Origin of the sequence: Teredinibacter sp. KSP-S5-2, from assembly GCF_032773895.1 — a bacterium.
Lineage (GTDB): Bacteria > Pseudomonadota > Gammaproteobacteria > Pseudomonadales > Cellvibrionaceae.
On the sequence record NZ_CP120416.1, the window covers coordinates 3,612,564 to 3,635,092 of the forward strand.

At 45.4% G+C, this 22,529-nt stretch carries 20 protein-coding genes and 1 riboswitch; of the genes, 4 read left to right on the plus strand and 16 right to left on the minus strand.

What is annotated here, in order from left to right; genetic code table 11:
• Positions 1 to 22: 22 nt before the first annotated feature.
• Positions 23 to 628 carry an NUDIX hydrolase gene (locus P5V12_RS15450; RefSeq protein ID WP_316953982.1) on the plus strand — a complete coding sequence of 202 codons (606 nt, stop codon included), beginning with the start codon at positions 23 to 25 and terminating at the stop codon, positions 626 to 628.
• A 149-nt stretch (positions 629 to 777) separates the two neighbouring features.
• On the opposite strand, the gene P5V12_RS15455 is transcribed toward P5V12_RS15450, so the two are convergent.
• From P5V12_RS15455 to P5V12_RS15510, 12 genes are read right to left on the minus strand one after another with little or no spacing between them, the layout of a single operon-like run.
• Positions 778 to 1,662: a cobalamin-binding protein gene (locus P5V12_RS15455; RefSeq protein ID WP_316953983.1), complete on the minus strand. Its 885-nt coding sequence runs from the start codon at positions 1,660 to 1,662 to the stop codon at positions 778 to 780.
• 3 nt (positions 1,663 to 1,665) lie between these two features.
• Positions 1,666 to 2,682 (minus strand): aminotransferase class I/II-fold pyridoxal phosphate-dependent enzyme, encoded by a 1,017-nt coding sequence (locus tag P5V12_RS15460; protein WP_316953984.1) that lies wholly within the window; start codon positions 2,680 to 2,682, stop codon positions 1,666 to 1,668.
• Complete coding sequence (gene cbiB / locus P5V12_RS15465) at positions 2,672 to 3,595, minus strand: adenosylcobinamide-phosphate synthase CbiB (RefSeq protein ID WP_316953985.1); 924 nt, start codon at positions 3,593 to 3,595, stop codon at positions 2,672 to 2,674. Before cbiB ends, P5V12_RS15460 begins: the two co-directional genes overlap by 11 nt.
• Positions 3,596 to 4,375, minus strand: coding sequence for an adenosylcobinamide-GDP ribazoletransferase (locus P5V12_RS15470; protein WP_316953986.1), 780 nt, complete (start codon positions 4,373 to 4,375; stop codon positions 3,596 to 3,598).
• Between the two features lie 14 nt (positions 4,376 to 4,389).
• Positions 4,390 to 5,016 (minus strand): histidine phosphatase family protein, encoded by a 627-nt coding sequence (locus P5V12_RS15475; protein WP_316953987.1) that lies wholly within the window; start codon positions 5,014 to 5,016, stop codon positions 4,390 to 4,392.
• 26 nt (positions 5,017 to 5,042) lie between these two features.
• Positions 5,043 to 6,095, minus strand: coding sequence for a nicotinate-nucleotide--dimethylbenzimidazole phosphoribosyltransferase (gene cobT, locus P5V12_RS15480; protein WP_316953988.1), 1,053 nt, complete (start codon positions 6,093 to 6,095; stop codon positions 5,043 to 5,045).
• A gap of 10 nt (positions 6,096 to 6,105) precedes the next feature.
• Positions 6,106 to 6,606: a bifunctional adenosylcobinamide kinase/adenosylcobinamide-phosphate guanylyltransferase gene (cobU, locus tag P5V12_RS15485; protein WP_316953989.1), complete on the minus strand. Its 501-nt coding sequence runs from the start codon at positions 6,604 to 6,606 to the stop codon at positions 6,106 to 6,108.
• 13 nt (positions 6,607 to 6,619) lie between these two features.
• Positions 6,620 to 7,405, minus strand: coding sequence for a heme ABC transporter ATP-binding protein (locus P5V12_RS15490; RefSeq protein WP_316953990.1), 786 nt, complete (start codon positions 7,403 to 7,405; stop codon positions 6,620 to 6,622).
• On the minus strand, positions 7,402 to 8,418 hold the full coding sequence (locus P5V12_RS15495; protein WP_316953991.1) for an iron ABC transporter permease: 1,017 nt from the start codon (positions 8,416 to 8,418) through the stop codon (positions 7,402 to 7,404). Before P5V12_RS15495 ends, P5V12_RS15490 begins: the two co-directional genes overlap by 4 nt.
• Complete coding sequence (locus tag P5V12_RS15500) at positions 8,415 to 9,899, minus strand: cobyric acid synthase (RefSeq protein WP_316957442.1); 1,485 nt, start codon at positions 9,897 to 9,899, stop codon at positions 8,415 to 8,417. Before P5V12_RS15500 ends, P5V12_RS15495 begins: the two co-directional genes overlap by 4 nt.
• Before the next feature lie 55 nt (positions 9,900 to 9,954).
• Positions 9,955 to 10,566, minus strand: a complete 612-nt coding sequence (gene cobO, locus P5V12_RS15505; protein WP_316953992.1) for a cob(I)yrinic acid a,c-diamide adenosyltransferase — start codon at positions 10,564 to 10,566, stop codon at positions 9,955 to 9,957.
• Between the two features lie 18 nt (positions 10,567 to 10,584).
• Positions 10,585 to 12,420 (minus strand): TonB-dependent receptor plug domain-containing protein, encoded by a 1,836-nt coding sequence (locus tag P5V12_RS15510; protein WP_316953993.1) that lies wholly within the window; start codon positions 12,418 to 12,420, stop codon positions 10,585 to 10,587.
• A gap of 113 nt (positions 12,421 to 12,533) precedes the next feature.
• A riboswitch (cobalamin riboswitch) is annotated at positions 12,534 to 12,656 on the minus strand.
• 293 nt (positions 12,657 to 12,949) lie between these two features.
• Here P5V12_RS15510 and P5V12_RS15515 point away from each other — a divergent pair.
• A complete protein-coding gene (locus P5V12_RS15515) occupies positions 12,950 to 14,695 on the plus strand; it encodes an autotransporter outer membrane beta-barrel domain-containing protein (RefSeq protein WP_316953994.1) in 1,746 nt (581 codons plus the stop codon).
• Between the two features lie 51 nt (positions 14,696 to 14,746).
• Positions 14,747 to 15,943, plus strand: a complete 1,197-nt coding sequence (locus tag P5V12_RS15520; protein WP_316953995.1) for a glycosyltransferase — start codon at positions 14,747 to 14,749, stop codon at positions 15,941 to 15,943.
• Between the two features lie 9 nt (positions 15,944 to 15,952).
• On the opposite strand, the gene P5V12_RS15525 is transcribed toward P5V12_RS15520, so the two are convergent.
• The 4 genes from P5V12_RS15525 to dmeF form a co-directional block, all read right to left on the minus strand.
• A complete protein-coding gene (locus tag P5V12_RS15525; protein WP_316953996.1) occupies positions 15,953 to 17,581 on the minus strand; it encodes a caspase family protein in 1,629 nt (542 codons plus the stop codon).
• A gap of 20 nt (positions 17,582 to 17,601) precedes the next feature.
• Positions 17,602 to 19,119, minus strand: coding sequence for a serine/threonine-protein kinase (locus P5V12_RS15530; RefSeq protein WP_316953997.1), 1,518 nt, complete (start codon positions 19,117 to 19,119; stop codon positions 17,602 to 17,604).
• An 88-nt stretch (positions 19,120 to 19,207) separates the two neighbouring features.
• Positions 19,208 to 20,008 (minus strand): hypothetical protein, encoded by an 801-nt coding sequence (locus P5V12_RS15535; RefSeq protein WP_316953998.1) that lies wholly within the window; start codon positions 20,006 to 20,008, stop codon positions 19,208 to 19,210.
• A gap of 11 nt (positions 20,009 to 20,019) precedes the next feature.
• Positions 20,020 to 20,937 (minus strand): CDF family Co(II)/Ni(II) efflux transporter DmeF, encoded by a 918-nt coding sequence (dmeF, locus tag P5V12_RS15540; protein ID WP_316953999.1) that lies wholly within the window; start codon positions 20,935 to 20,937, stop codon positions 20,020 to 20,022.
• Between the two features lie 377 nt (positions 20,938 to 21,314).
• Here dmeF and P5V12_RS15545 point away from each other — a divergent pair, with 377 nt between their 5' ends.
• Positions 21,315 to 22,472 carry an acyltransferase gene (locus P5V12_RS15545; protein WP_316954000.1) on the plus strand — a complete coding sequence of 386 codons (1,158 nt, stop codon included), beginning with the start codon at positions 21,315 to 21,317 and terminating at the stop codon, positions 22,470 to 22,472.
• Positions 22,473 to 22,529: the final 57 nt, after the last annotated feature.

The window sequence follows — 22,529 nt, forward strand, 5'->3', positions numbered from 1 at the left end:
CCAAACGATAGGAAACTCATCCATGACCATCACTTTTGCAAATAGACAGAACGAGTGCGTTGAGACTCAGGATGGACGACGGGTCTGGCTTTCTCGTGCCTGCGCGGTCGTTGCTCAAGTGTGTCTATACCGCCAGTCGAACCAGACGTGGTATGTATTATTAGGCAAACGCGGCAGCGGCGTGCCGGACTTCCAGGGGCATTGGTGTTTCCCCTGCGGATATCTGGATTGGGATGAGACCTTAGCAAAAGCCATGTTGCGCGAAGTATGGGAGGAATGCGGTGTCTATCTGCCACACCTGGCAACCCATGATAATTTTGTTCATTCAGACAACCCAGCGTTCTTTGAGCACTCGGTGGAGGACGAGCAACCCTGGCATATCGCGGATATTCCCCGCTCCACCAAGCAAAACATCAGTTTTCATTATGCGTTGTTTTTCTCCTGGGATGGAGATGCCTTACCGGAGCTTTCGAACCAAAACTGCGAGCCAGACGAAGTGGATGACCTTGGCTGGTTTTCACTACAAGATGCGAGTGAGCTCACTCTGGCGTTTAATCACAATGAACGGCTGGCACATTTATTACGTGCAAAATCGGACAATTTTAGTCAGCCGCCCTTAAAGAAGTAATACTCTAGAACCAAATTATTTTGAGTGATTGGTGGGGTAGAGATCCGAGCCAAACATAAAAAAACGCATGCATACTTGTTTATAACTTCCTCAATTCATCCTTGAATTGAGGGTTTTTAAATCCGGCGAAAGTTGACTGAGGTGTACTGCTACAGACAATCAGTTCTCTTTCTCGCGATATCCAAACTTCTGCAAATGGTTTCCGCTCCCTGTAAAATTCGCATAGTGTGGCGTTGAATTAAATCCGGGTGGACATAAAATAAATTATCGCACTGAACGCTTTGCAACTGTTTCCATTTTTTCCACATATCCAGCCATTCAGGTCTTTCCTCGCCCATGCCGCTGGCAATAATTGCTTTGGGATCGGTTTGTAAAATTGACTCAACACTCACTTTCGGCGCTAACGCGGGCTCATCAGAAAAGACATTTTTTCCGCCGCATAGAGTAATCACATCACTAATAATGTGCTTGCCATTTAACGTTTGTATCGGGTCATTCCACACCTGATAAAACACGGTCACCTGAGATTTTTCAGCGTATTGATGTTTTAATTCGGTGTATTGAGCTTCAAACTGTTTTGCCGCCTCTTCTGCAACAGACTGATTCCCCGTTAATACGCCATAATCTCGAATAGATTTTGGGATATCACTTAAGCTTCGCGGGTCACTGGCATAAACATTTATCCCCATACGAATGAGCTTTTCCATGATCTTGCCGCCACGGCCTGATCGCCAAACCACAACCAGATCCGGCTTCAAAGCCAATATTGCTTCAAGGCTAAAAGAACTGATTGCACCCACTCGTGGAATATCTTTTGCCGCCTCAGGGTAATCGCAATAATCCACCGCACCGACAATACGGTCGCCAACACCTGCCGAATACAGGTTTTCAACAATATGTGGTGCTAAAGCAATAATCCGGTGTGCGGGTTTGGCTAATGTCACCTCCCGACCAGAAAAATCTGTAACGGATATTTCTGCAAAGACATTCATGCAACATAGGGCAACGAGCCAGCCCAGGAATAGTTTTTTCATAGTTCACTCACTTTGTATTAATCTCGCAGAAAATATTGGGAGATCGTGCGGCAGCCCAATTCTCAACCAGGCGACATCCGGTTCACTCAAACCAATTCGGGTATAAAGCCCCTGTTTGCCCAACATCTGAAAAAGTGCGAAGATATTTTGCTTACTGTCAAAAGTCGTGGCAAAAAAAGCACTGTAATAAAATTCAAAATGCGCCAGGTTTTCTTGCAACAATTTAGCGAAGGCGGTGCTTTGATAATTTAGTTTTTCAACATGCTGATTGATCCAGTTTTTATCGGCCAAGGCCTGTTCTGCCAACCAGATGCTGACCGGCGATAGAGACCATAATCGCCGCAACCCTTTGAATTGTTTTAATCGCTCAACATTGGCGATAACAAACCCCACACGTAAACCGGGTAGACCAAAAAATTTTCCCATTGAACGCAGCACAATTATATTGCTAGGCATATCCCGACGAATAATTGAATTCTCCGGCGTGGCATCCATAAAAGCTTCATCCACAATAAACACGCATGAACTTTGCTCTACTAAGCCATTTAATTTATGTTCGTTTATATGCTCTGTAGTTGGATTATTGGGGTTTATCACCACGGCATAATCGACATCATTGCCAAGCACTAAAGATTCCAGCTCAGAAAGACGCTCATACTCGATGATTGCATGACGATAAGAAAGCCACGCCCGCTTGTGCTCGCTATAGCCCACCTTGGGAATGGCAACTCGCCCCACTGAAAAATATTTCGGCAACTCTTCTATTGCATACTGCGACCCCGGCATCGCAATAAGTTGTTCTTCGTTGCAACCGTAATACGCTGCGGCAGCAAGGAGTAATGGTCCATCCGGTCGCGACAGCTTGGTAAAAAGTGTTTGGGGGATATCCGGTATTGGCCAGGGCCATGGACTGATGCCCGTGGACAAATCCAATAAATCCTTTTCAGGAATCGAAAAAAAATTGCTGGCCCAACGGGTATCACCACCGTGTTCGGGTAATTGCGTCCAGTCAAAAGACATACGTCCATCCAATTAATGCCGCAGAAAAAAGCCAGAGAATCAGTGTATGCCAGACCAGGGACAAAGCGCGGAGAATGTCGTTATCCTCTGCCTGACGCCCCGCACCCATAACCGGTTTATCGTATTCTTTTCCGTGATAACAAACCCGGCCGCCCAGAATAACGTTAAGTGCACCAGCACCACTGCACATAACCGGCCCAGCATTAGGGCTGGCACAACGTTTTGTTTGTGTACGCCAACAACGAAGTGCGTTATAAGTACTGCCTAATAGCGCATAGCTCATAGCGGTAAGCCGTGCAGGCACATAATTCAGAACATCATCAATTCTTGCCGCGACCCGACCAAAATACAGATAATGGCCATGCTTGTACCCCCACATTGCATCCAGAGTATTGGCCAACCGATAAAGAACTACTCCAGGAGCACCTAGACAAAGAAACCAGAAGATAGGCGCAAATATCGCATCAGAACCATTTTCCAAACAGGATTCTATCGCTGCATTTCTTACGCCCTGTTCATCGGCATTGTCCATATCTCGACTGACAATACGTGCCACCAGATCTCTTGCCTTTGCTAAATTGCCCCGGCACAGTTGAGAATAAATAGGCTTAACATGATCAGCTAAACTGCGGTAGGCAATGCCAAAGTACACGACCACCGCGTCCAGTAACCACTGCTGTTGCGGCATATACCACACCAAGCAACTCACCAAGGTAACCGGAGGAATGACTAACATCGCCCATGCCATACCACCTAACAGAATGTGTTTAGTTGAGGAGTCTGGAAGTTTTTTAACAAAAAAACGCTCCACACGTTTCACCCAATGACCAAAACCCACAAGTGGGTGAAATTTTTTGGGTTCACCGAGTAACCAATCGAATAACACACCTAATAGTAACGACAACACAAACATTTAATGAACCGTTACCAGTGCCAGGCAGGTTATTACTTCAATAATTTCTATCAGGCCACCAACACAGTCCCCGGTATACCCACCAATACGTGTTAACCAGACCTGACGCCACGCGTAATAAACAGCAGATAAAACAAAAGCAGATACAAGTGCATGAACAAAGGAAAAATGTATCGTCCAGACGCAAAAGCAAAGACTTAACGCGATAAGAAAATTGGCCTTATACGCTTCGCTATTAATACCACTGGCAATTCCTTGTTTTCGAACATAGGCGGTTGAAGCCATATAGTACGATGCCAGAATACGGGCCAAAGTCGGAATAAAAACTATGACAAAAACAAAGTGTTTACCCTGTAATAAAGTCTGAATCGCCGTAAACTTTATTAATAAAACCAAAATCAAACCGGTTACCGCCATAGGGCCGGATTGAGGGTCTTTAAAAATAGTGAGTATGCGACTTTTATCTTTATGCCCGGCAGAAAAAGCATCAATAGAATCCGCCAAGCCATCTAAATGTAAACCTCCGGTTAATAGCGACCACAAAAAAAGCACGAGTGCCGCCTGCACAGCAATAGGAAATACATCTGAGCTTAACCAAACTACAGAAAATAAAATTGCACCAATAATTGCGCCGACTACCGGGTAATACAAAGTCGCTAAGGATTGCGTTTTAACATCATAGTCACGAGTAAAGAAAGACGCGGGCACTGGCAAAATGGTTAACAGGCCAATGGCGCTGAGAAACCCATTCCAATGCTGATGTGGTGCAGTTCTCGGCATGATTAATTTTTGTATTAGCTATGCGGGAAAAAGTTATGTGCAAGCAGTTTGGTCACGTCTTCATGTTCCAGGTGATAAACGGCCACTCTCGACACCCCGGCATAGGGCATATCAATACGATTGACTGTCGATAGTGGCATAGCTAACACCTGGGAGATCAGCATTCGAATCACTCCACCGTGAGCAATCAATAATATTTTTTTTCCTTGATGGCTCGTGAGTAGGTGGTCATAAACTTCACTGATACGTAATGCAAATTGCCTGATCGGTTCGCCATTAGGCGGTGTATACGAAGTGGGATCATGACGCCAGGTGGTCAATTCCTCCTGATATCGATCCATGACTCGTTCAATTTCCTGGCCGTCCCAGTCACCGAACGAAATTTCCTGCAGACGTTCATCTACTTCACAGGGAATACCCAGGTCCTGACTGATTTGCTCGGCAAATAACGCGCAACGTTTAAGTGGCGACGACACAATGACATCCCAACCCGGATCAATTGAAAAACACACTTTTTGCATTTTGGCCTGGCCGACCTCGGATAAACGAACATCAGTTTTACCCCGAAAAATCTGCCCGCCTTCACATTCACCGTGGCGAAGTAGATCAATTTGCGTGTGTAAATCAAATTCGTTCATCATCTTTCCTTTATTTATTGTGCCCCCTATTAGGGACTGTTCACACCGGCCTGATCAAACGTTGCCATTTGATTATGAAGTAGTAATGCTGTACGTAACAGTGGAATGGCTGTTGCCGCGCCGCTGCCTTCCCCAAGGCGCATGCCCAAATTTAACAGTGCTTTGGCCTGCATATATTCTAGGGCTTTGACATGAGCCGGCTCGGCCGACTGGTGCGAAAAGAGTAACCAGTCCGACACGCCAGGGTTAATTTTTACCGCAAGTAATGCCGCTGCAGTAGAAATAAAGCCATCCACCACGGAAGGCACGCCCTGTTGAGCACAAGCGATATAACTGCCAACCATAGCAGCAATTTCAAAACCGCCCACGCAACGAAGTATATCCAGAGGTTCGGTTAATTGCTCTCTGTGTAAATCCAATGCGGTTTTAATAGCCTTGATTTTACGTTGTATTCCTTGCAGGTCCACCCCCGTGCCAGGTCCACTGACCTCTTCAGCAGACAACCCGAGTAACGCGGCATAAATAGCCGATGCGGATGTGGTATTACCAATGCCCATCTCGCCCGCCACATACAGTGTAATACCTTCCAGCGAGCCCAACGACTCTCGACCTAAATTAATTGCCTGAGCACATTGCTCCTGCGACATCGCTGGCTGCTCTGAAAAATCATGGGTACCATCCCCAACCGGCGTATTAATGACACCGGCATCATTGAGCAATGGATTGGCCACACCCATATTCACCACAGCAAAGTCCGCTTTGGCATCACGGCTCAGTACACTGATCGCTGCACCGCCCTGAACAAAATTTTCGATCATCTGCACTGTCACTATCTGAGGGAAGGCCGAAACTCCCTGCTGGCAGACACCGTGGTCTCCGGCAAATACTCGAACAATAATACGATCCAATTGTGGACACTCCTGCCCCTGCCAGGCAGCAAACTGGGTGGCCACCTCCTCTAGCAGGCCCAGCGAACCGCGCGGTTTGGTCAAAATATTTTGCCTTGCTATTGCAGCTTCCTTTGCCTGTGTATTTAAAGGTTGAACAGGTTGTTTTAACCAATCAAGGGAGTGACTTAACATAGCTTTACTTCTACTTTAATTGCATGGGAAGACCTGCCGTTACAAAATAAACGGCATCACATTCTGTTGCTAACGACTGGTGTAGCCAGCCGTTTTGGTCAACAAACTCACGAGTGAGTTCACCAAGTGGTACAACACCCGCACCAACTTCGTTACCAATAAAAATGACATCACAACTAAGCGTCGGCAGTACCGAGAGTAATTTGTCTTTTTGTTGTTGATAACAACCAACATGTAAACAATTACTTAACCATAGAGTTAAGCAATCAACCAGAATGCAGTGTGTATCCAGGTTGTGATTCAGTATGGTCGACGCCAGTTCGAGCGGTTCTTCAACCAATATCCAACTGCCATCGCGACGAGCTTGATGCTGTTGAATACGTTGATTCATTTCAGCATCACGAGCCTGGCCTGTTGCCAGATATATTTTTTGTTTGCCACTCGCAGTTGCCTGGCTTTCACCAAACCGGCTTTTACCACTGCGCGCACCACCTAGAATTAATTGCTTCATTAAGATCAACCGTCTAGGAAATCACAGAAATTTTTTGTGTTTCGGGGTCGCGGATCAACTGTACTTTGGCGTGAAATAATTGCTCCAACAATTGTTCATCAACCACATCAGTAATCGCCCCCTGTGCAAGCGAACGCCCACAACGTAACGCCAGAATCTTATCGGCGTATTTCGTTGCCAGATTTATATCGTGCACGATCATCAACACCGCCACCCCCTGTGCAGCAAAATCGCTGATCGCTTTCATTAACTGTTGTTGATGACCGAGATCCAATGCGGTTGTCGGCTCGTCCAATAATAAAACACGACAATCTGAATCCTCAGCCCGCCATATCTGGGTCATCACTCGCGCAATCTGTGTACGCTGTTTTTCTCCTCCAGATAATTCGGTATAGGCACGGCCGGTTAAATAGGTAATATCCATTGCCGCCATGGCCTGCTCAACAATTTCTTTGTCGAGATCAATACCGGTGCTGTGTGGGGTTCGCCCTAAAGCGACAACTTCTTCCACTAAATAAGGAAAATTCAGCAAACTCAGTTGGGGTAATACTGCGATATTTTTAGCCCGCCATAATAGTGGCTTGCGCAACAACGGCTCCGAACCCACAACAATGTCACCACGTGTGACACCAACGTGAAGATCCCCGGAGATAGCACGAAACAAGGTCGTTTTACCTGCACCGTTGGGGCCAACCACCGCCAGAATTTCTCCTTGCCCCACATCGGCAGTAATATCGTGTAATAAATCCACACCGCGTATGGCAACCGAAAGCTGTTTTAAACTCAACCCATTGCTCATGGCTGCATCCCATAGTGATGGCGTTTACGCAGCAAAGATATAAATATCGGTGCACCAATTATTGACGTAACCAAACCGACTGGAATTTCCGAAGGCGCAATAATTGTGCGAGCAAACGCATCGGCACAGACCAACAGTATTGCCCCCAAAAAACCACTTAACGGAATTAAAAAGCGATGATTCGGCCCAATCATCATGCGTACTACATGAGGTACGACCAAACCAATAAATGAAATCGTACCCGCCATGGCGACAGCGGTTCCGACACCCGCTGCAACACAGACAATAACAATCTTTTTCATTCGATCGACATCAATCCCCAAATGCCTAGCTTCGGATTCCCCCAGCAGCAATGCATTCAACGCGGAATAATAACGGGGCAAAACACACCAGATAGCGATCGCCACCATTGCAGTAATCGTCACCTTGGAATAATCGGCAGCATCCAGCCCGCCCATACGCCATAGGGTTATTCGTCGCAGCATTTCATTGTCCGCAACAAATTCAAAAATATTGGAAATACTGCCGGCAATAAATGTAATTGCAATGCCAGCTAACAGCATGGTTGAAACAGAAGTGCCCGTTGTTCGGGTTGCGATTTTATACACTAAAAATACCGCGACCATACCACCGGCAAACGCACCGAGTGTCACCAGAGATAAACCGGCAAAACTCCATTCCATATAATTTAGCAGTACTATTACAGCCCCAGCACCTGCCGAAGCGCCCGCCGTGACACCGATTAAAGAAGGGTCGGCAAGTGGGTTGCGAAAAAGCCCTTGAGTTACTGCACCAGAACTGGCAAGTACAGCTCCCACTAACGCGGCCAATATTGCGCGGGGCAAACGTAAACTTTCGATAATAACTCTTGCCTGACTTTGATCGTAGAACAAATCACTTAAACGTATCGGCACCGCACCAAAAAAAAGCGAAACCAGAATCACCAGAACCACACCGAGTAAAACAACCAGGCGTAACCAATTCCAGTGGGGGGCGATATGCCATAGCCTCATATATTTATCGCTTCCCTGTTTTGGCAAAATTGACATGCCGCGTTAAACAACGCTTCCAAATCCAAATTTTGTTCAATCGTTACAGCTAAACGCTCAATTTGTTCGTCACGCAAGGCATGAATATCCATTGACTGAGGGCGGGATAAACCAGCCCATGTTAAAAGGTGTTCGCAAGCTTCCGGTGAGTCAAATAATCCGTGTAGATAGGTTCCAACAACCTGATTATCTTCGCTGATACAACCATCCAACTGGCCATTGTCGAGCTGTACGGGTTGTGTATTTTTTTTGGCAGAAACAAGCTGACTTTTTCCGTTGTGAATTTCATAACCTTTGACCACAACACTTTTTTCGCCCAATGTTAACTTACCTTGCACACGAGTTAAGGTTTTTTCTGTGGCAAGTTCACTCTCTACTGGCAACCAGCCAAAACCATGAGTACTGCCAACATTACCTTCAATACCATGGGGGTCGTGCATTACCTCACCCAACATTTGGTAGCCACCACAAATCCCTAATAACTTACCGCCGTAACGTAAGTGCCGGGCAAGTTTTGCCTGCCAGTTATGTGCCTGTAATTCTTCGAAATCCTGTCGAACATTTTTCGAGCCCGGCAAAATAACCAAATCGCAATCCTGCAGTGGGGCCTTAGGGCTAATGTAGGTAAGGGATACTTGAGGGTGTAAACGCAGTACATCAAAATCCGTGTGGTTACTAATGCGGGAAAGCACCGGCACCACAACATTTATCGTTGCTTTACTTTCATCCAGATGCTGCGCACTATCAATCGAATCTTCGGCTTCGAGATAAAAATCTTTTAGATAGGGCAGAACGCCAAACACCGGTTTGCCCGTGCGTTCTTCCAACCACTTTAACCCCGGTTCTAATAAAGCAATATCGCCGCGAAATTTATTGATCACAAATCCCAGAACACGGTTTTGCTCTGATGAAGACAGTAACGATAATGTCCCCATTAAATGAGCAAAAACACCACCCTTATCAATATCGGCAACAATAATAACGGGGCAATCCGCTTTTTCGGCAAACCCCATATTGGCGATATCGCCCTGACGCAAATTAATTTCCGCCGGGCTGCCCGCTCCCTCAATAATGACTGAGGAAAACTGCTTCGTTAATCGTGTATAGGAAGCCATTACCGCTTCCATTGCCGTGGTTTTATAGTGATGAAAGCCCACTGCATCCATATTTTTTAATGCGCGGCCATGAATAATGATTTGCGCACCTACATCGCTGGAGGGTTTAATTAATACCGGGTTCATATCGGTATGCGCCTCAACACGACAAGCCTGTGCCTGCACGTATTGCGCGCGCCCAATTTCCCCTGCGCCTTCGGTGACAGCACTGTTCAACGCCATATTCTGCGGTTTAAATGGTGCGACCTTGTTTCCACGGTTACTGAGCACCCGACAGATGCCTGCGACCAACACGCTTTTTCCTGCGTCACTGGTTGTTCCCTGAACCATCAAGTTAAAGGTCTTCACTTATCGCGAACGCTCCCGAAAAACAATGGGCTCATGTTTAGTAATCCACCCCTTTACGTGCTTTTATCCCGGCTTTAAAAGCATGCTTAATGTCTTTCACTTCCGATACCGTATCCATAATTTCGCGTAACTCACTGCCACCGCCTCGCCCGGTAACAATGACACTCTGCTCCACAGGACGCTGTTGAATAGCATGAATAACATTGTTTTGATCGAGATAATCGTAGGCCAGCATGTAAGTGAGCTCGTCCAACACCACAAGCTGATATTCATCACTTTGCAGCATTGGCAACGCTTTTTGCCAAGTTGTTTCAGCTGCATCGATATCCCCGCTGCGATCTTGCGTATTCCAGGTAAAGCCGGTGCCCATTTGATAAAAATCCACCTCTGGGCATTTATCCCGCAAATAGATTTCCTCGCCGGAAAGCTGTTGCCCTTTAATAAATTGCACGACACCAACTTTGTGGCCGTAACCCAAAGCACGCATCACCATACCAAACGCGGAACTGGATTTTCCCTTGCCGTTGCCAGTCAATAAAATAGCAACGCCTCTCTCCTGAGAGGCGCTGGCAATGTTACTGTCGACTTTGGCTTTTTGTTTTTCCATTGCCGCTTTATGTTTTTGATTACGCTTTTCGTCTTCCGTCATGAATTCGATTCTCAGCCATTAAAATTGGTAGCGAACACCCAAGTACACCGAAGCTTCGAGCGTATTGTAGCCGGGCACTTCCTGATAGGACTCATCCAGAATGTTTTCCCCTCGCGCCACGAGACTCAAGGCCTCATTCACTTGGTATCGCGCACTCAGGTTCAATACAGAATAATCTTCAAGTTCCACGCCACCACGATCTTCCCGGTCTTTGGTCACACGATAATTTGCACTTAAGGTGAGCTTTTCAAGCGACCAGTTTATTTCCATATTCGCCATATGTCTGGGCTTTCTCATCCGCTGATTGCCATCTGCATCCAACGCATCGTTATAGGTATAGTTTAGTGAAGCAGCAAGCTGTTGCAGAATCGGATAGGTTATCGTCATTTCGAACCCTTCCGAAGTGGATTCCCCTTCAGATTGGCCGTAGCCACCCCAACCCGAATTTCCGCCCAGTGTAAAGTCGTATTCGATTGCGTCGGTAATTTCCTGATTAAAATAGCCAAGGCTAATTTCGGTTCCGCTGCTGTGAGTAAAATCGACCCCTAGGTCATAACCGGCACTCTGCTCTTCCGACAGGTTGCTATTCAAGCCTTCGCTTTCATTGTATGAAATTTCCGACAAGCTTGGCGCTCTGAAACCTGTACCATAACTGGCACGGAGTTTTAATTGCGACTGAGCAGACACATCAAAAATATACGCACTGCTTAAACGAAAGCTGACATGCTGACCAAAATCATCATTATCATCAAACCGCGCGCCCGCCGTGACAAAAAAGTCTTCCGCGGCTTCTGTCTGCAACTCGGAAAAAATACCCAGTTGATTGCGATCCCGCTCTGGCGAACCATTGGGCGTGACAGTTTCTGTTTCATAGTCTCCCCCCAAAATTACATCCCAGTTTTTTGCCAGACTCACACCACCAAGCACCTCGGCTTTTTCAATGCTGCCACCGGTTGCATAGGTTTCGTTGCCATCGGTTTGAATAACACGATCAACCTCACTGTAGGAATAACCCGAGCTTAACCAATATTGTTCAACTTGATAGTCCACACTCACTTTGGCAACAGTTTGTTCAAAATCGGAAGTGCAATCCTGAGTCGGTGAACCACAATTATCGTATTCACTGTTTGTCTCAGTATCACGCGCAACAAGTTGCAGACGAGTATTTTCTGTCAGACGCCAACCAAAACGGGAATGAATCGTGGTATTGGCATAACCATCTTCCTCATCCGTAAGATCGTTCTTCGTAGCATTAAATCCTTTGGTATCAAAATCGGATACAGAAATAAACATATCCGATTCATCATTACCTAAAGCGGCATAACCGGATAGCTCGGTTGTACCATAGCTGCCTTTTTCAAGAAACAAACCACCCGCTTCTTCTTGCTTACCCGTCCGGGTAATAATGTTGATCACACCACCGGCATCTGCACCGTAAGCAAAACCTTGTGGTCCACGTAAAATTTCCACTCGCTCAATTTCGCCACCAGCCGTCATATGCTCAATGCGCGGTGAAACTTGTGGTGCAGATGGATCAGACACATCTACGCCATCAATTAATAATAAGGTGCGATATCCTTCTTCACCGCGAATACTTAACGATGTGTTTTTTCCTGGACCGCCAGAATTTGAAACACTGATTCCCGGCTCAGCGCGCAAGATTTCCGCTAGTTGGGGAGCCCCACGTAACGCGATTTTTTCTGCGTCTATAACAGTCACAGATGTGCCGACTTGACGAAGAGGCATCGCAGTTCTGGAAGATGTCACAAACACTTCTTCCAGTATTTCTTCGGCACAAATTGAAACAGGTGAACATGCACTGATGAGTGCAATAGATATAAATGATTTTTTCATTAAAAACCCCAAAAGCAAAATATCAGCAATTGAGGGAGGCATCTCTCGGAAAACATAGACACGGACAAAGTGCCGCGTGTAGAGGAAATCCAGGATGGTAGCCCTCCGCTCCATCAACGATTGCGCTTGAAGTCTGGTATCGGGCTGGTAGAGATTCTACTTACCGTTGCGGGGGCAGCGTTGGACTTTCACCAATCTTCCCAGAAAGAGCCTTTGGCTCCTTGTTCGATCAAGCGACGAGCACCTTAGCGTGTTTTGCAACAAAGTCAACTGAATCCCGGCCAGTCGTTGTTCAGGGACAAAAAAATAATGCCATTTATGCTGCATCCGTAAACACAAGGATTATGGCTTTGAGCCTTCATAAACAGGGTTAAAACCCTCGTTCCTATCGGTTTAACCCATACCAAGGTACGAGTTATTTTGCCTGATAGATAGACTGAAACCTCCGTCACAGTTGAGCTTATGGGTTATGTTAGAATGCGCCAAATTTTATAAAAATACACAGGAAACACGATTAAGGAGAGTTACCATGCGGAGATCCACCTCAAGTTCGGCAAACGCGAAGCACAAACTGTCATCAAGTATCATTGAACATACCCGAAAGCTTTCACGTACCGGCACTTTACCTTTGGCAGCAATGCTAACCCTTGCTGGCGCTTTGGCTCCTCAGGCAAACGCAGCAACCCTAACACTTGCTCCAACAGCAAACCGGGTTACTCAAGTAAGCGAACCACCAGCATCCCCAAGCACAATCGATATCGGTGCAATACTGACGTCCTCAGGTGAAGCCTGGTTTAGCTCCTGTACGGTTACCGGAACGCTATTGGTTGAAAGTCAAACAGCGACAGAAGGTACAGACTACCGCATTGTTGGTGAGCAAGCTTTTAGCTTGACCACGACGCCAGTTATAACTGGAGAAACGTCCTCCTTCGACCCCGTTCAGCAAGCCATTTCACTTGAGGTGCTGGAAGATTACGAAGTCGAAGAAAATGAAATCGTGACCATTCGGGCAACCAATGTTTCAGCCTTATGTGGTGGTGAGGTTGATGCAACTCAGGATGTGAATTTCTTTGATGCATCTGTCTATGGTGCAACCATCACAATATTAGATACCTTCAATGAACCACCAGTAGAACCGCCGGTTGAGCCACCAGTAGAACCACCCACAACCGTCGACAAAACCGTGCCAACAGAACAGAAATCCATTGAAACACAAGTTAACAGTTTCACTCGTTTGACCTTACACACCGCAGACAGACGCAATAGAAACCTGGGTAAAGAATTACGTAAAGCGCGCAAAGGCCTTACTGGTTTCCGTTCTGACGACCTGGAAATCAGCGTTAACGGAGAAGCCATCCCCAAAGCGGCATGGCAAGCCATGCTCATGGAAGGTAAAGAACAAATGAACGGCGGAGCAGCAGGTGACGAGGCCGTGAATGATTTAGGTAAATGGGGCTTTTTCTTAAGTGGATCTATCGATATTGGTGAGCGTAAAAATAAAAACGCATCCAACATCGACTATGACGCTTCCATGCTTATCGCCGGCATCGATTATCAGGTAAATAATAATCTGGTTTTGGGTGCAGCCTTCAGTCAGACACAACTAGATGCAGAGTCAGGCAGTAAAGATGCGGAAACAGAGTTTTCCCGTAACGGTTTTTCAGGCTTCTTAAGCTACTACGGTGAAGACAAATATTATGTGGATTTAATCCTGACCTACGCCCTCAGTGATTATGACTTGAGTCGAACGGTTGTACAGGATAATGCCAAGGCAGAAACCGAAGGTGATGAATTAGGCGTTTCGCTTGGCGGCGGTTATACCTTCAATGTTAGCAGCCTGGACATTGGTTTGGTGGGTTCTGTTTTATACATGGATTCCGGCGTCGACAAATATACCGAGACCACAACCGGAAACGCTTCTGCGGCTGAAGTGAATGATATTGATTTGAAATCATTAATCGCAACCATCGGCCTGGATTTTTCCTGGAATATTAATACTGATGTAGGCGTATTTATTCCACAATTTTCCATTGCAGCAGAACACCAGTTTGAAAATGACCCTATTGATGTAAACGGTAATTTCATTGGTGGCAGTACACCGGGCGAATTCGAGTTTAGCGGACAAAAAATTGATTCCAGTTACTACAGTGGTCAACTGGGCCTCACCGCAGCGTTGCCCAACGGATTTTCTGCCTTTATTACTTATGACACGTTTATTTCACGAGACGATTTGAGCTCCAATAACTACACCCTCGGTGCTCGTTGGCAGTTCTAACCCATCTCCCGGCAAAGCCATTGCTTTGCCGGGAATTCAGGGCTCGCACATATGGCTAAAGTTTTATTTGTCTGGGAAATGGGCGGAAAACTCGGTCACATTTTGCGCCTGCACACACTCGCCAGCGCACTCAATCAACTGGGCCACAACGTCACAATTGCCACACCACACAAGTACGCACTGCAACATATTCAGCAACAGTTTACTCTCCCGTATAAAACTCAACTTCTGTCCCAACGAGATTTAAAACCTAAACATTTTCCCAGAAAGCCTGCAAACTTTTCTGAACTTTTATTACTTTCGGGTGTAGTCGATAGTGCAAATTTGGCATTGCAGATTTCGGACACACAGAACCTTTGCCGAACACTTTTTCCAGATTTGGTTGTATGCGATGCAGCGCCGATCACTCAACTGATTACTACACAGGCAGGCATTGCCACAGTAAATATGGGCGATGGTTTTTTTGCCCCGCCCCCTTATTCTCCTCTACCGGCATTCCCAAACCAGAATCAGATTACCCTTGAGGTACTGTCACAATCAGAACACGCGTTAACCACCCAGCTAAACAGTTCTTTATACAACGCAGGTTACCCGGAAATAAGTGGCGTAAGCGAAATATTCAGTAAATCAAATAACCTTTTATTGACCATAGAAGAACTGGACATTTATCAACACTCACGCGGAAATACGGATTACTTTGGACGAATCCCAACCCCAGCATCCCCCTTCTGTGTCGATATTACCTGGAAACCTGAGAGCAAACATAAAATTCTTGCTTATCTCGATGGCAGCCAACCCAATATTGAAAACATCCTAGAAGCACTAAATGAAATGAAGGCGGATGTGCATATTTATCTTTATCGTGGTGAGCACCTGACATCCCATATTGCAGCTTACCACGCGTTACATATCTACCATCACCCTCTGCAACTGGAAAAGGAGATGGCTAATGCTTCATTATTTATCAGTAATGGTGGGCACAGTACAATTGTGCATGCCATAACCCAGGGAGTTCCCTGTATTGCCGTGCCAATGCATCAAGAACAGTTTTTTACTGCACAAAAGCTCATTGACAACTATTTAGGCTACGGGATAAACCCGTATGACTCGGTAGAAAAAATGCAGGAAAGGCTTCATCAGGTAATTAGCTCAGAAAAGATTGCAAACCAATGTCAAACCATGAAGAAGAAATATCAAGGACGAGATAGTCTAGCTGAAACGCTAGACTATCTACACGGTATGATATAACCCGACTATTTATTTTTTGGGAACAAAATAAAATACGCCGCCTTCGTGTCCCGCGGAACGAATCGGTTTCATTTCGGGCACAGAGGCAACACGAATCATCTCATTACGTTTTTTGACATTCACGGCTAAGTGAGAAAACACTACACTGTCCCGTAAAATTTGATCGTTTGATTCCAACACCTCAACCAAGGATTTGGCAAAAACAGAATTATCTTCGTTTGTACCATCCAGTACAGGTTTTTCACCACCGGAAGAAATTACGATACGGGAGCGACGGGACAACCCTGTTTCCAGGGATTTTTTACTGGGTTTTGAACCACTACCAAAAAGGAACGAGCTGGCTTCTGCACCGAGTTGCCCTGCGTAACATGAATCCGCCACAACCAATACCGAACGGGCTTTTAATCGATCCAAATGGTCACTGATTACCGCGTTATTAATCCAGTGGCTGATGCTTTCTAATTTCGCGTCTACCGGCAACCAATATCCCCGCTCACGACTACTTTCATTGCTTTCTGCAATATTGCCGTGACCGGCGTAGTACACAAGTAGATTATCGTTTTCGGTAAGCTGCTCATTTAAATCATTTAAGGTGTTTAAGATAATCTTTTCATCGGCATTGGGGATAACCAAGGTACTGAAACCATATTTGTTTTCCAGCACTTGCTTAATATTTTGTGCATCGCGCAGTGGTGAACGCAGGTCATCCAGATATTGGTAATCCTGGTTGCCGATAATTAATGCAAAATAACGACCGAAATTAACATCTTCATATATACGCTCGTCGATATCCTGCATGCCTTCCGGCGATAACAATGGCGATTCCTGAACACTGCGATACGCCAAGTCCACACCCGATAAACGTTCTGACAGTTCTTTTTTCTCTAATTGCGCCTTGTTGTATAAATCCTGTAGGGCGGCAATCTCCTGAACCGCTTCTTCCAGTTCAGCCGTTTGATCGCCGGTCTTTTCCAAAGTTACTTTATTTTGCTCCAGCTCTGATAGCTGTGCGTTAAGGAACTTAAGCTGAACATTCGCCGCTTTTATCTGCTTATTTAACTGTTTTTCAACAACCGCCAACTCTTCTTTTGCCTGTGAGTCCAACACCAGGGAGTCGCTTTCCAAACCGGAAGCTTTGCGATAGAGATTCAGTGCAACCACCACATCTTTTTCTACCCCCAAACCTTTCTCGTAAAGATAACCCAGGTTGATCATTGCCCGATCCAACCCCTGATCCGCCGCTTTTTGATACCAGGTTACTGCCGCCTGATAGTCGGGCTCCGTTCCCAAGCCTTTTTCGAAAATCTCACCAACGTAGTTCTGTGCTTCCGCGTCGCCCTCTTTTGCCTGGGCCAACCAGACATTTAAGGCTGTACGATAGTCCGCACGGTCATAGGCAACATAGTCACCACCACGAATAGAACAGTCAGACGCAGTGGTTTTAATGGGACGCTTGGGGCCCAAATAGGTCATTTTGCCAAGTTTGCGTACCTTGGCTGGCAGCAGACAATCAACGATATAAAGGTCTTCCGCCTTTTTTAGCTTTTGTTTTTTCTCTTTGGCAACAACAGTTGTTGTTGAACATGCCAACACCAGAAAAGCAAACAAAGCGAAGGTGAGTTGTATTTTCTTTTCCATTATTGCGTTCTCCAGATATTTTATTGCTGTTGTTGTTTTTTATGTTCAGCTAAAACCGATTCTATTTTTTTATCCATACTGCCTAACTCATCGTTCTTCATAAATTCCAACGCGATCAGTATTTGCTGCATACGAAACTCATCAATATCATCCGCCTTGGTTTCTTCGATTAGCTTCTCTGCAATTTGGTTCATTCGATGATCAATGATTCGTCGCAGATTTTTCAAATCGAGAGAATCATCTTTCCGGTCACTGGCCACATCCCATGCCTGGGCATACAAGCGGTGAGCCAGATCAATATCTTCTGCTTGAAAAAGTTCATCTGCCTCTAAAATCATGGATTTAGACGGCGCCAGTGATTCCGACAAGCTGCTGAGCATAGGAACCTTGTTTGCCTGCCATTGATCGAAGGCGAAATAGGAAAACACCGAAAGCAAACTGAAGAAGGTGATCAGGAAAACCTGCTTGCGGGTAATGAGTGGCTTGGTTGCATCGATAAAAGCACCGGCATTATCAAACCTTTGTGCCCGTTCAAAAGAAAGACCCCGCCGAATAGCCCGCTCCATCGGCTTGGGAATACCATCAATACGTTCGACGGTCATGCCCGCATTAAATGCTTCCTCGGCAGTAATTTTATTACCATCGTTATCAAGGAAAGGGTGCTTACCGGTGAACAGTTCGTAAGCAACACAGCACAGGGAAAAAACATCATCACTCGGCAATGGGTTTTCACCGCGCAACATTTCCAGGCTGGCATAGTTGGGTGTTAAGGCATATAGGTTGGGATCGTGCGCATCCATATGCGCGGCATTTCGGTAACCTTGCTTATCTTTGATCACCGCTTGCGCGATACCAAAGTCCAGAATCTTTACCTGATTTTCTTCGGTTAAAAAAACGTTTGCCGGTTTGAAGTCTGCGTGAACATATCCTTCCTGATGCGCGTAGGCCAAACCTCTGGCCATACGATCGATGATGCGGGTGGCTTCCTCCACAGAAAAACTATTGGGGAAAATACGCCGGTCTAAAGAATCCCCTTTCAGGAACTCCATGCTGATGTATGCTGAATCCCCGTCCCGGTCAAAGTCATAAACGGTAACAATGTTCGGATGGGAAAGTTGCTGCACTTTTTTGGATTCGCGCTGTAAGGCCACCATAAAGCGTTCTTGATGACGGAACTCTTCGCGCAGAAGTTTAATGGCAATGTATGCATCTTCATCCCGCATCTCAACACGACGCATGTCTTTGGCCGCGTAGACTTCCCCCATGCCGCCGGAGCCGAGAAGCTTCTCCAGAATAAAGCGCCGGTTAAGTATCTGATAGCCTTCTCCGGTTACCACTAGAGGTTGCCCCGCCTCGTTAACCAACGCATTGACCGAAAGCTGGGTTTCTACTGCCATCTCCGGGTTCATCAAGGTTTCAACCTGCGATGCATTGACACTCGGCTCATGCCCCGCAATTCGTGTGGGCTCTTCACCAGGATCAGTGGCCATAGGCTTGGACTGTACGCGGGTTAGTCCGTCGTTATCATGTTCACTCATGCAACCTTCCAGAGAATATAAACCCCTCGTCTAATCTCGGGCTTAGATTCTTTCCTTTAATCTCTCGATATTTGGCGTAATAGTGCCGTTATTGTGGCAGATTATCCAGAATTTGCAGCCAAACAGACGCCCAGCAGCAAATGTGGCTATTGTCAGGGTAGGAATTATGAACCGCATTCTTTTGCCGACGAGTGAAGGAGTCCACAATCCAGGCGGGAACATTTTTATCCATACCGCCGGACAAATGCAGTTGTGTGATAGAAGATAATAATGGCTCACGTAAGCTAGGGTTTAGTGAACCGACTAGAGGCGTATAGTGATGGAGCCTGGTCCAGGCAGCGATATCCAGTGGCGCGGCAATGGTCACCACTGCTTGTACTTCAGGAAGCTGTTCAGCCATTAGCACCGCCAGCACACCACCTCCGCTATGGCCAATTAGCCTCAGTTTTAAGCCGGGAGTAGTAAATTGTCGAACAGCAGCGACCATTGAATCAACGACTGCGGGAGAGTAACGATGGATCGTCCAGTATTGGTTGGTGCATTCCTCGGCGTAGGCCTTTCCCATGTAACAAGGGCGGCCAAGATATAGGGCTGCAGATTTGTCCAGAGCCATCATATCCATCATCAGCAGGGTTCTGGATGTGGGGTCATGAGCGATGTATTTTTTCTGAAGGATGGGTTGCCCGTCACCTTCAATATACACGTTCAACCAGTTATCCACTGGCACGTGATTACGATAGATACGGTGCTCGAATTGAGCCCCATTTACATCGTGCTCAGTAAAACCATAGCGAGAAGATTTTTTTTTGTATTCCGGGGAAAAAGTGGAGCATGAAAGCAAAGCCCAGATAAACAAAAAAAATAAAACGGCTTTCACACCCCGTTGCATCTGGAGCTTCCCTAAGGCTCGCTACAGACATTGACTTCCACTGTAATATGAGAGAGCTTGGCGAAATTTCTCAGCAACATTTTGTAGTGGTCTGCAGTATGAGGATGATGGGTTACCACGGCGATGATGGCAGCATAATCATCCGCCCCCACTTTCCATACATGAATATCACTGATTTTATTGTCTTCATCAGACTCAATCGTTTTAATGATATTCGCCTCATACTCTTTTTCGATACTGGCATCCAGTAAAACTGGGCTGGTTTGCTTCACCAACGTGACGGACCAACGGATAATAATTAAACCACCAACAATCCCCATCACCGCATCAAACCACAACCACCCCAGCATTTTCCCTACGATCAAAGCGGCGATGGCCAGAACGGATGTCAAAGCATCGGCCAAAACATGTATGTAGGCTGCTTTAAGATTATGGTCGTGATGATGATTGTCACCGTGGTCGTGATCATGATGATCGCTGTCTTTTAGTAATAGTGCGCTGACCAGATTGATCACTAACCCGACGACCGCAACCACAATCGCTTGATCAAACTGAATATCCTGCGGTGAAAGCAGTCGCTGTATAGACTCGACCAACATCATCAACGCCACAATGGATAAGGCCACAGCACTGGCAAATCCACCCAGCATATTCACTTTACCGGTACCAAAGGTGTACATGGGGTCATTGGCATGGTTTCTCGCATAGCGATAAGCAAACAGGGCAATCAGAAAAGCCGCTACGTGGGTTCCCATATGCCAGCCATCTGCCAACAACGCCATAGAGCCGTATACAGTGCCCGCGACAATTTCTGCAACCATAGTGACCGCGGTCAGACACAACACCCAAAAGGTACGTTTTTCGCCTTCTTTATTTAACAGAGAAAAATTATGGCTGTGTTGCCACTTATTTATGCTGTGAAAATGCATGCTGTTACACCCTAGCTGAATATCTCAAACAGAATACCGTTTTAATCGACCTTTGAGAATGGTCACAGTGACATTCTCAAACGTGCCAATACAGCCCCTCACCAGAACAGGATATAGATCAATTTCAACAAGCATAGGTGAAGATTTCACGGAAATGATATGACAAATCAACCTCATAGATGCCATCCCAATTAGTAGAGTGTATAAATCACATATTAGATACACCAGACAACCCAACAGATTGAATAAGCTTTTTGTTCGAGTTGGCAAAAAAAATGGAATTGTCACCTCAAGCTACCCGTTAATAAATTGATAGCTTGCTTTTTATATTAGAAATAAATAATATAGCGACAAACTTAATTATAAAAATAACGAAAATGAATACCAATACGCCTTCTAAATTATCTTTAGATAGCGCTCAGTTTGTTGTTCTTGATTCTCTCAGAGGCATTGCGGCAGTTGCTGTTGCCTACTTTCATTACAACTCCAACTGGGCCGGCTATCTGGCAGTGGATTTCTTCTTTGTGTTAAGTGGTTTTATCTTAACTCATAGTTATTTACATCAAACTCGTCACGACAATAGTATTTTTGGCTTTATCGTAAATCGTGTTGCTCGCCTGTATCCATTGCATATTTTCACGACAATAACTTTTGCGTTGGCAATTTATATCACTCAAGATAGCTGGCCATCTTACGGCAAGGACCATTTATTCACACTATTCCAGCAAGCCACATTAACTCAAAATATTGGTTTCAATCCCAGTGGTTTAACCTGGAATTATCCAAGCTGGTCCATCTCCGTTGAATTTTGGACAGGAATATTATTTTTTATCCTCGTAAAAAAGAGCACCAAAAGCAGTCATCTCTTTTTTGCCTCTCTATTTTTATTAATTGTTATATATAACCATACCAAGCACCTTGACATACACGCACAGAATTTTTATGCCTTCGTCAATTCTGGAGTTATCCGCTGCCTGGCATCGTTTTTACTTGGGATATTAATATATCGCGCACATAAAGAAATGGGGTTTCTACAAAGTAAGCTCTGGATAACGCTATTAGAGCTAATCTGTCTGGGGTTAATATTTTTGGTAATTTTTTATCGTGAAGACAAACTCAACGAGGCGGATTTCTTTTCACCTTATATATTTGCTTTATCTATTCTTATCTTCTCGCTGGAAGGTGGTTTATTTTCCGCCATGCTGAAACCATTAAATTTTCTCGGGAAAATATCATATTCTGTATACTTAAATCAGATCACCATTTTAATCATCTGCACATATATCTGTGCAAAATGGCCAGCATTAAGCAGCTACAGATTAAGCATATATCTCTCATTACTTACCGTTTTTTCGGTCTTAACCTATATCGTTATAGAAAAGCCGCTGAAAAAGCAGATAAAAAAATTGTACTTACTTTATAAACAAAGAAAGCATGTTCACGACCTACTAATCTATCAGCCTATCGAAAATGGCATACGTTCTACTCTAGATAGAGTTCCCCTTCGAACCAACAATGACAAACTTGAAACTTAAAAATCAGATATAGATAAGAAAAAAGCCACCTGTTATTCAGGTGGCTTTTTGGTGTAT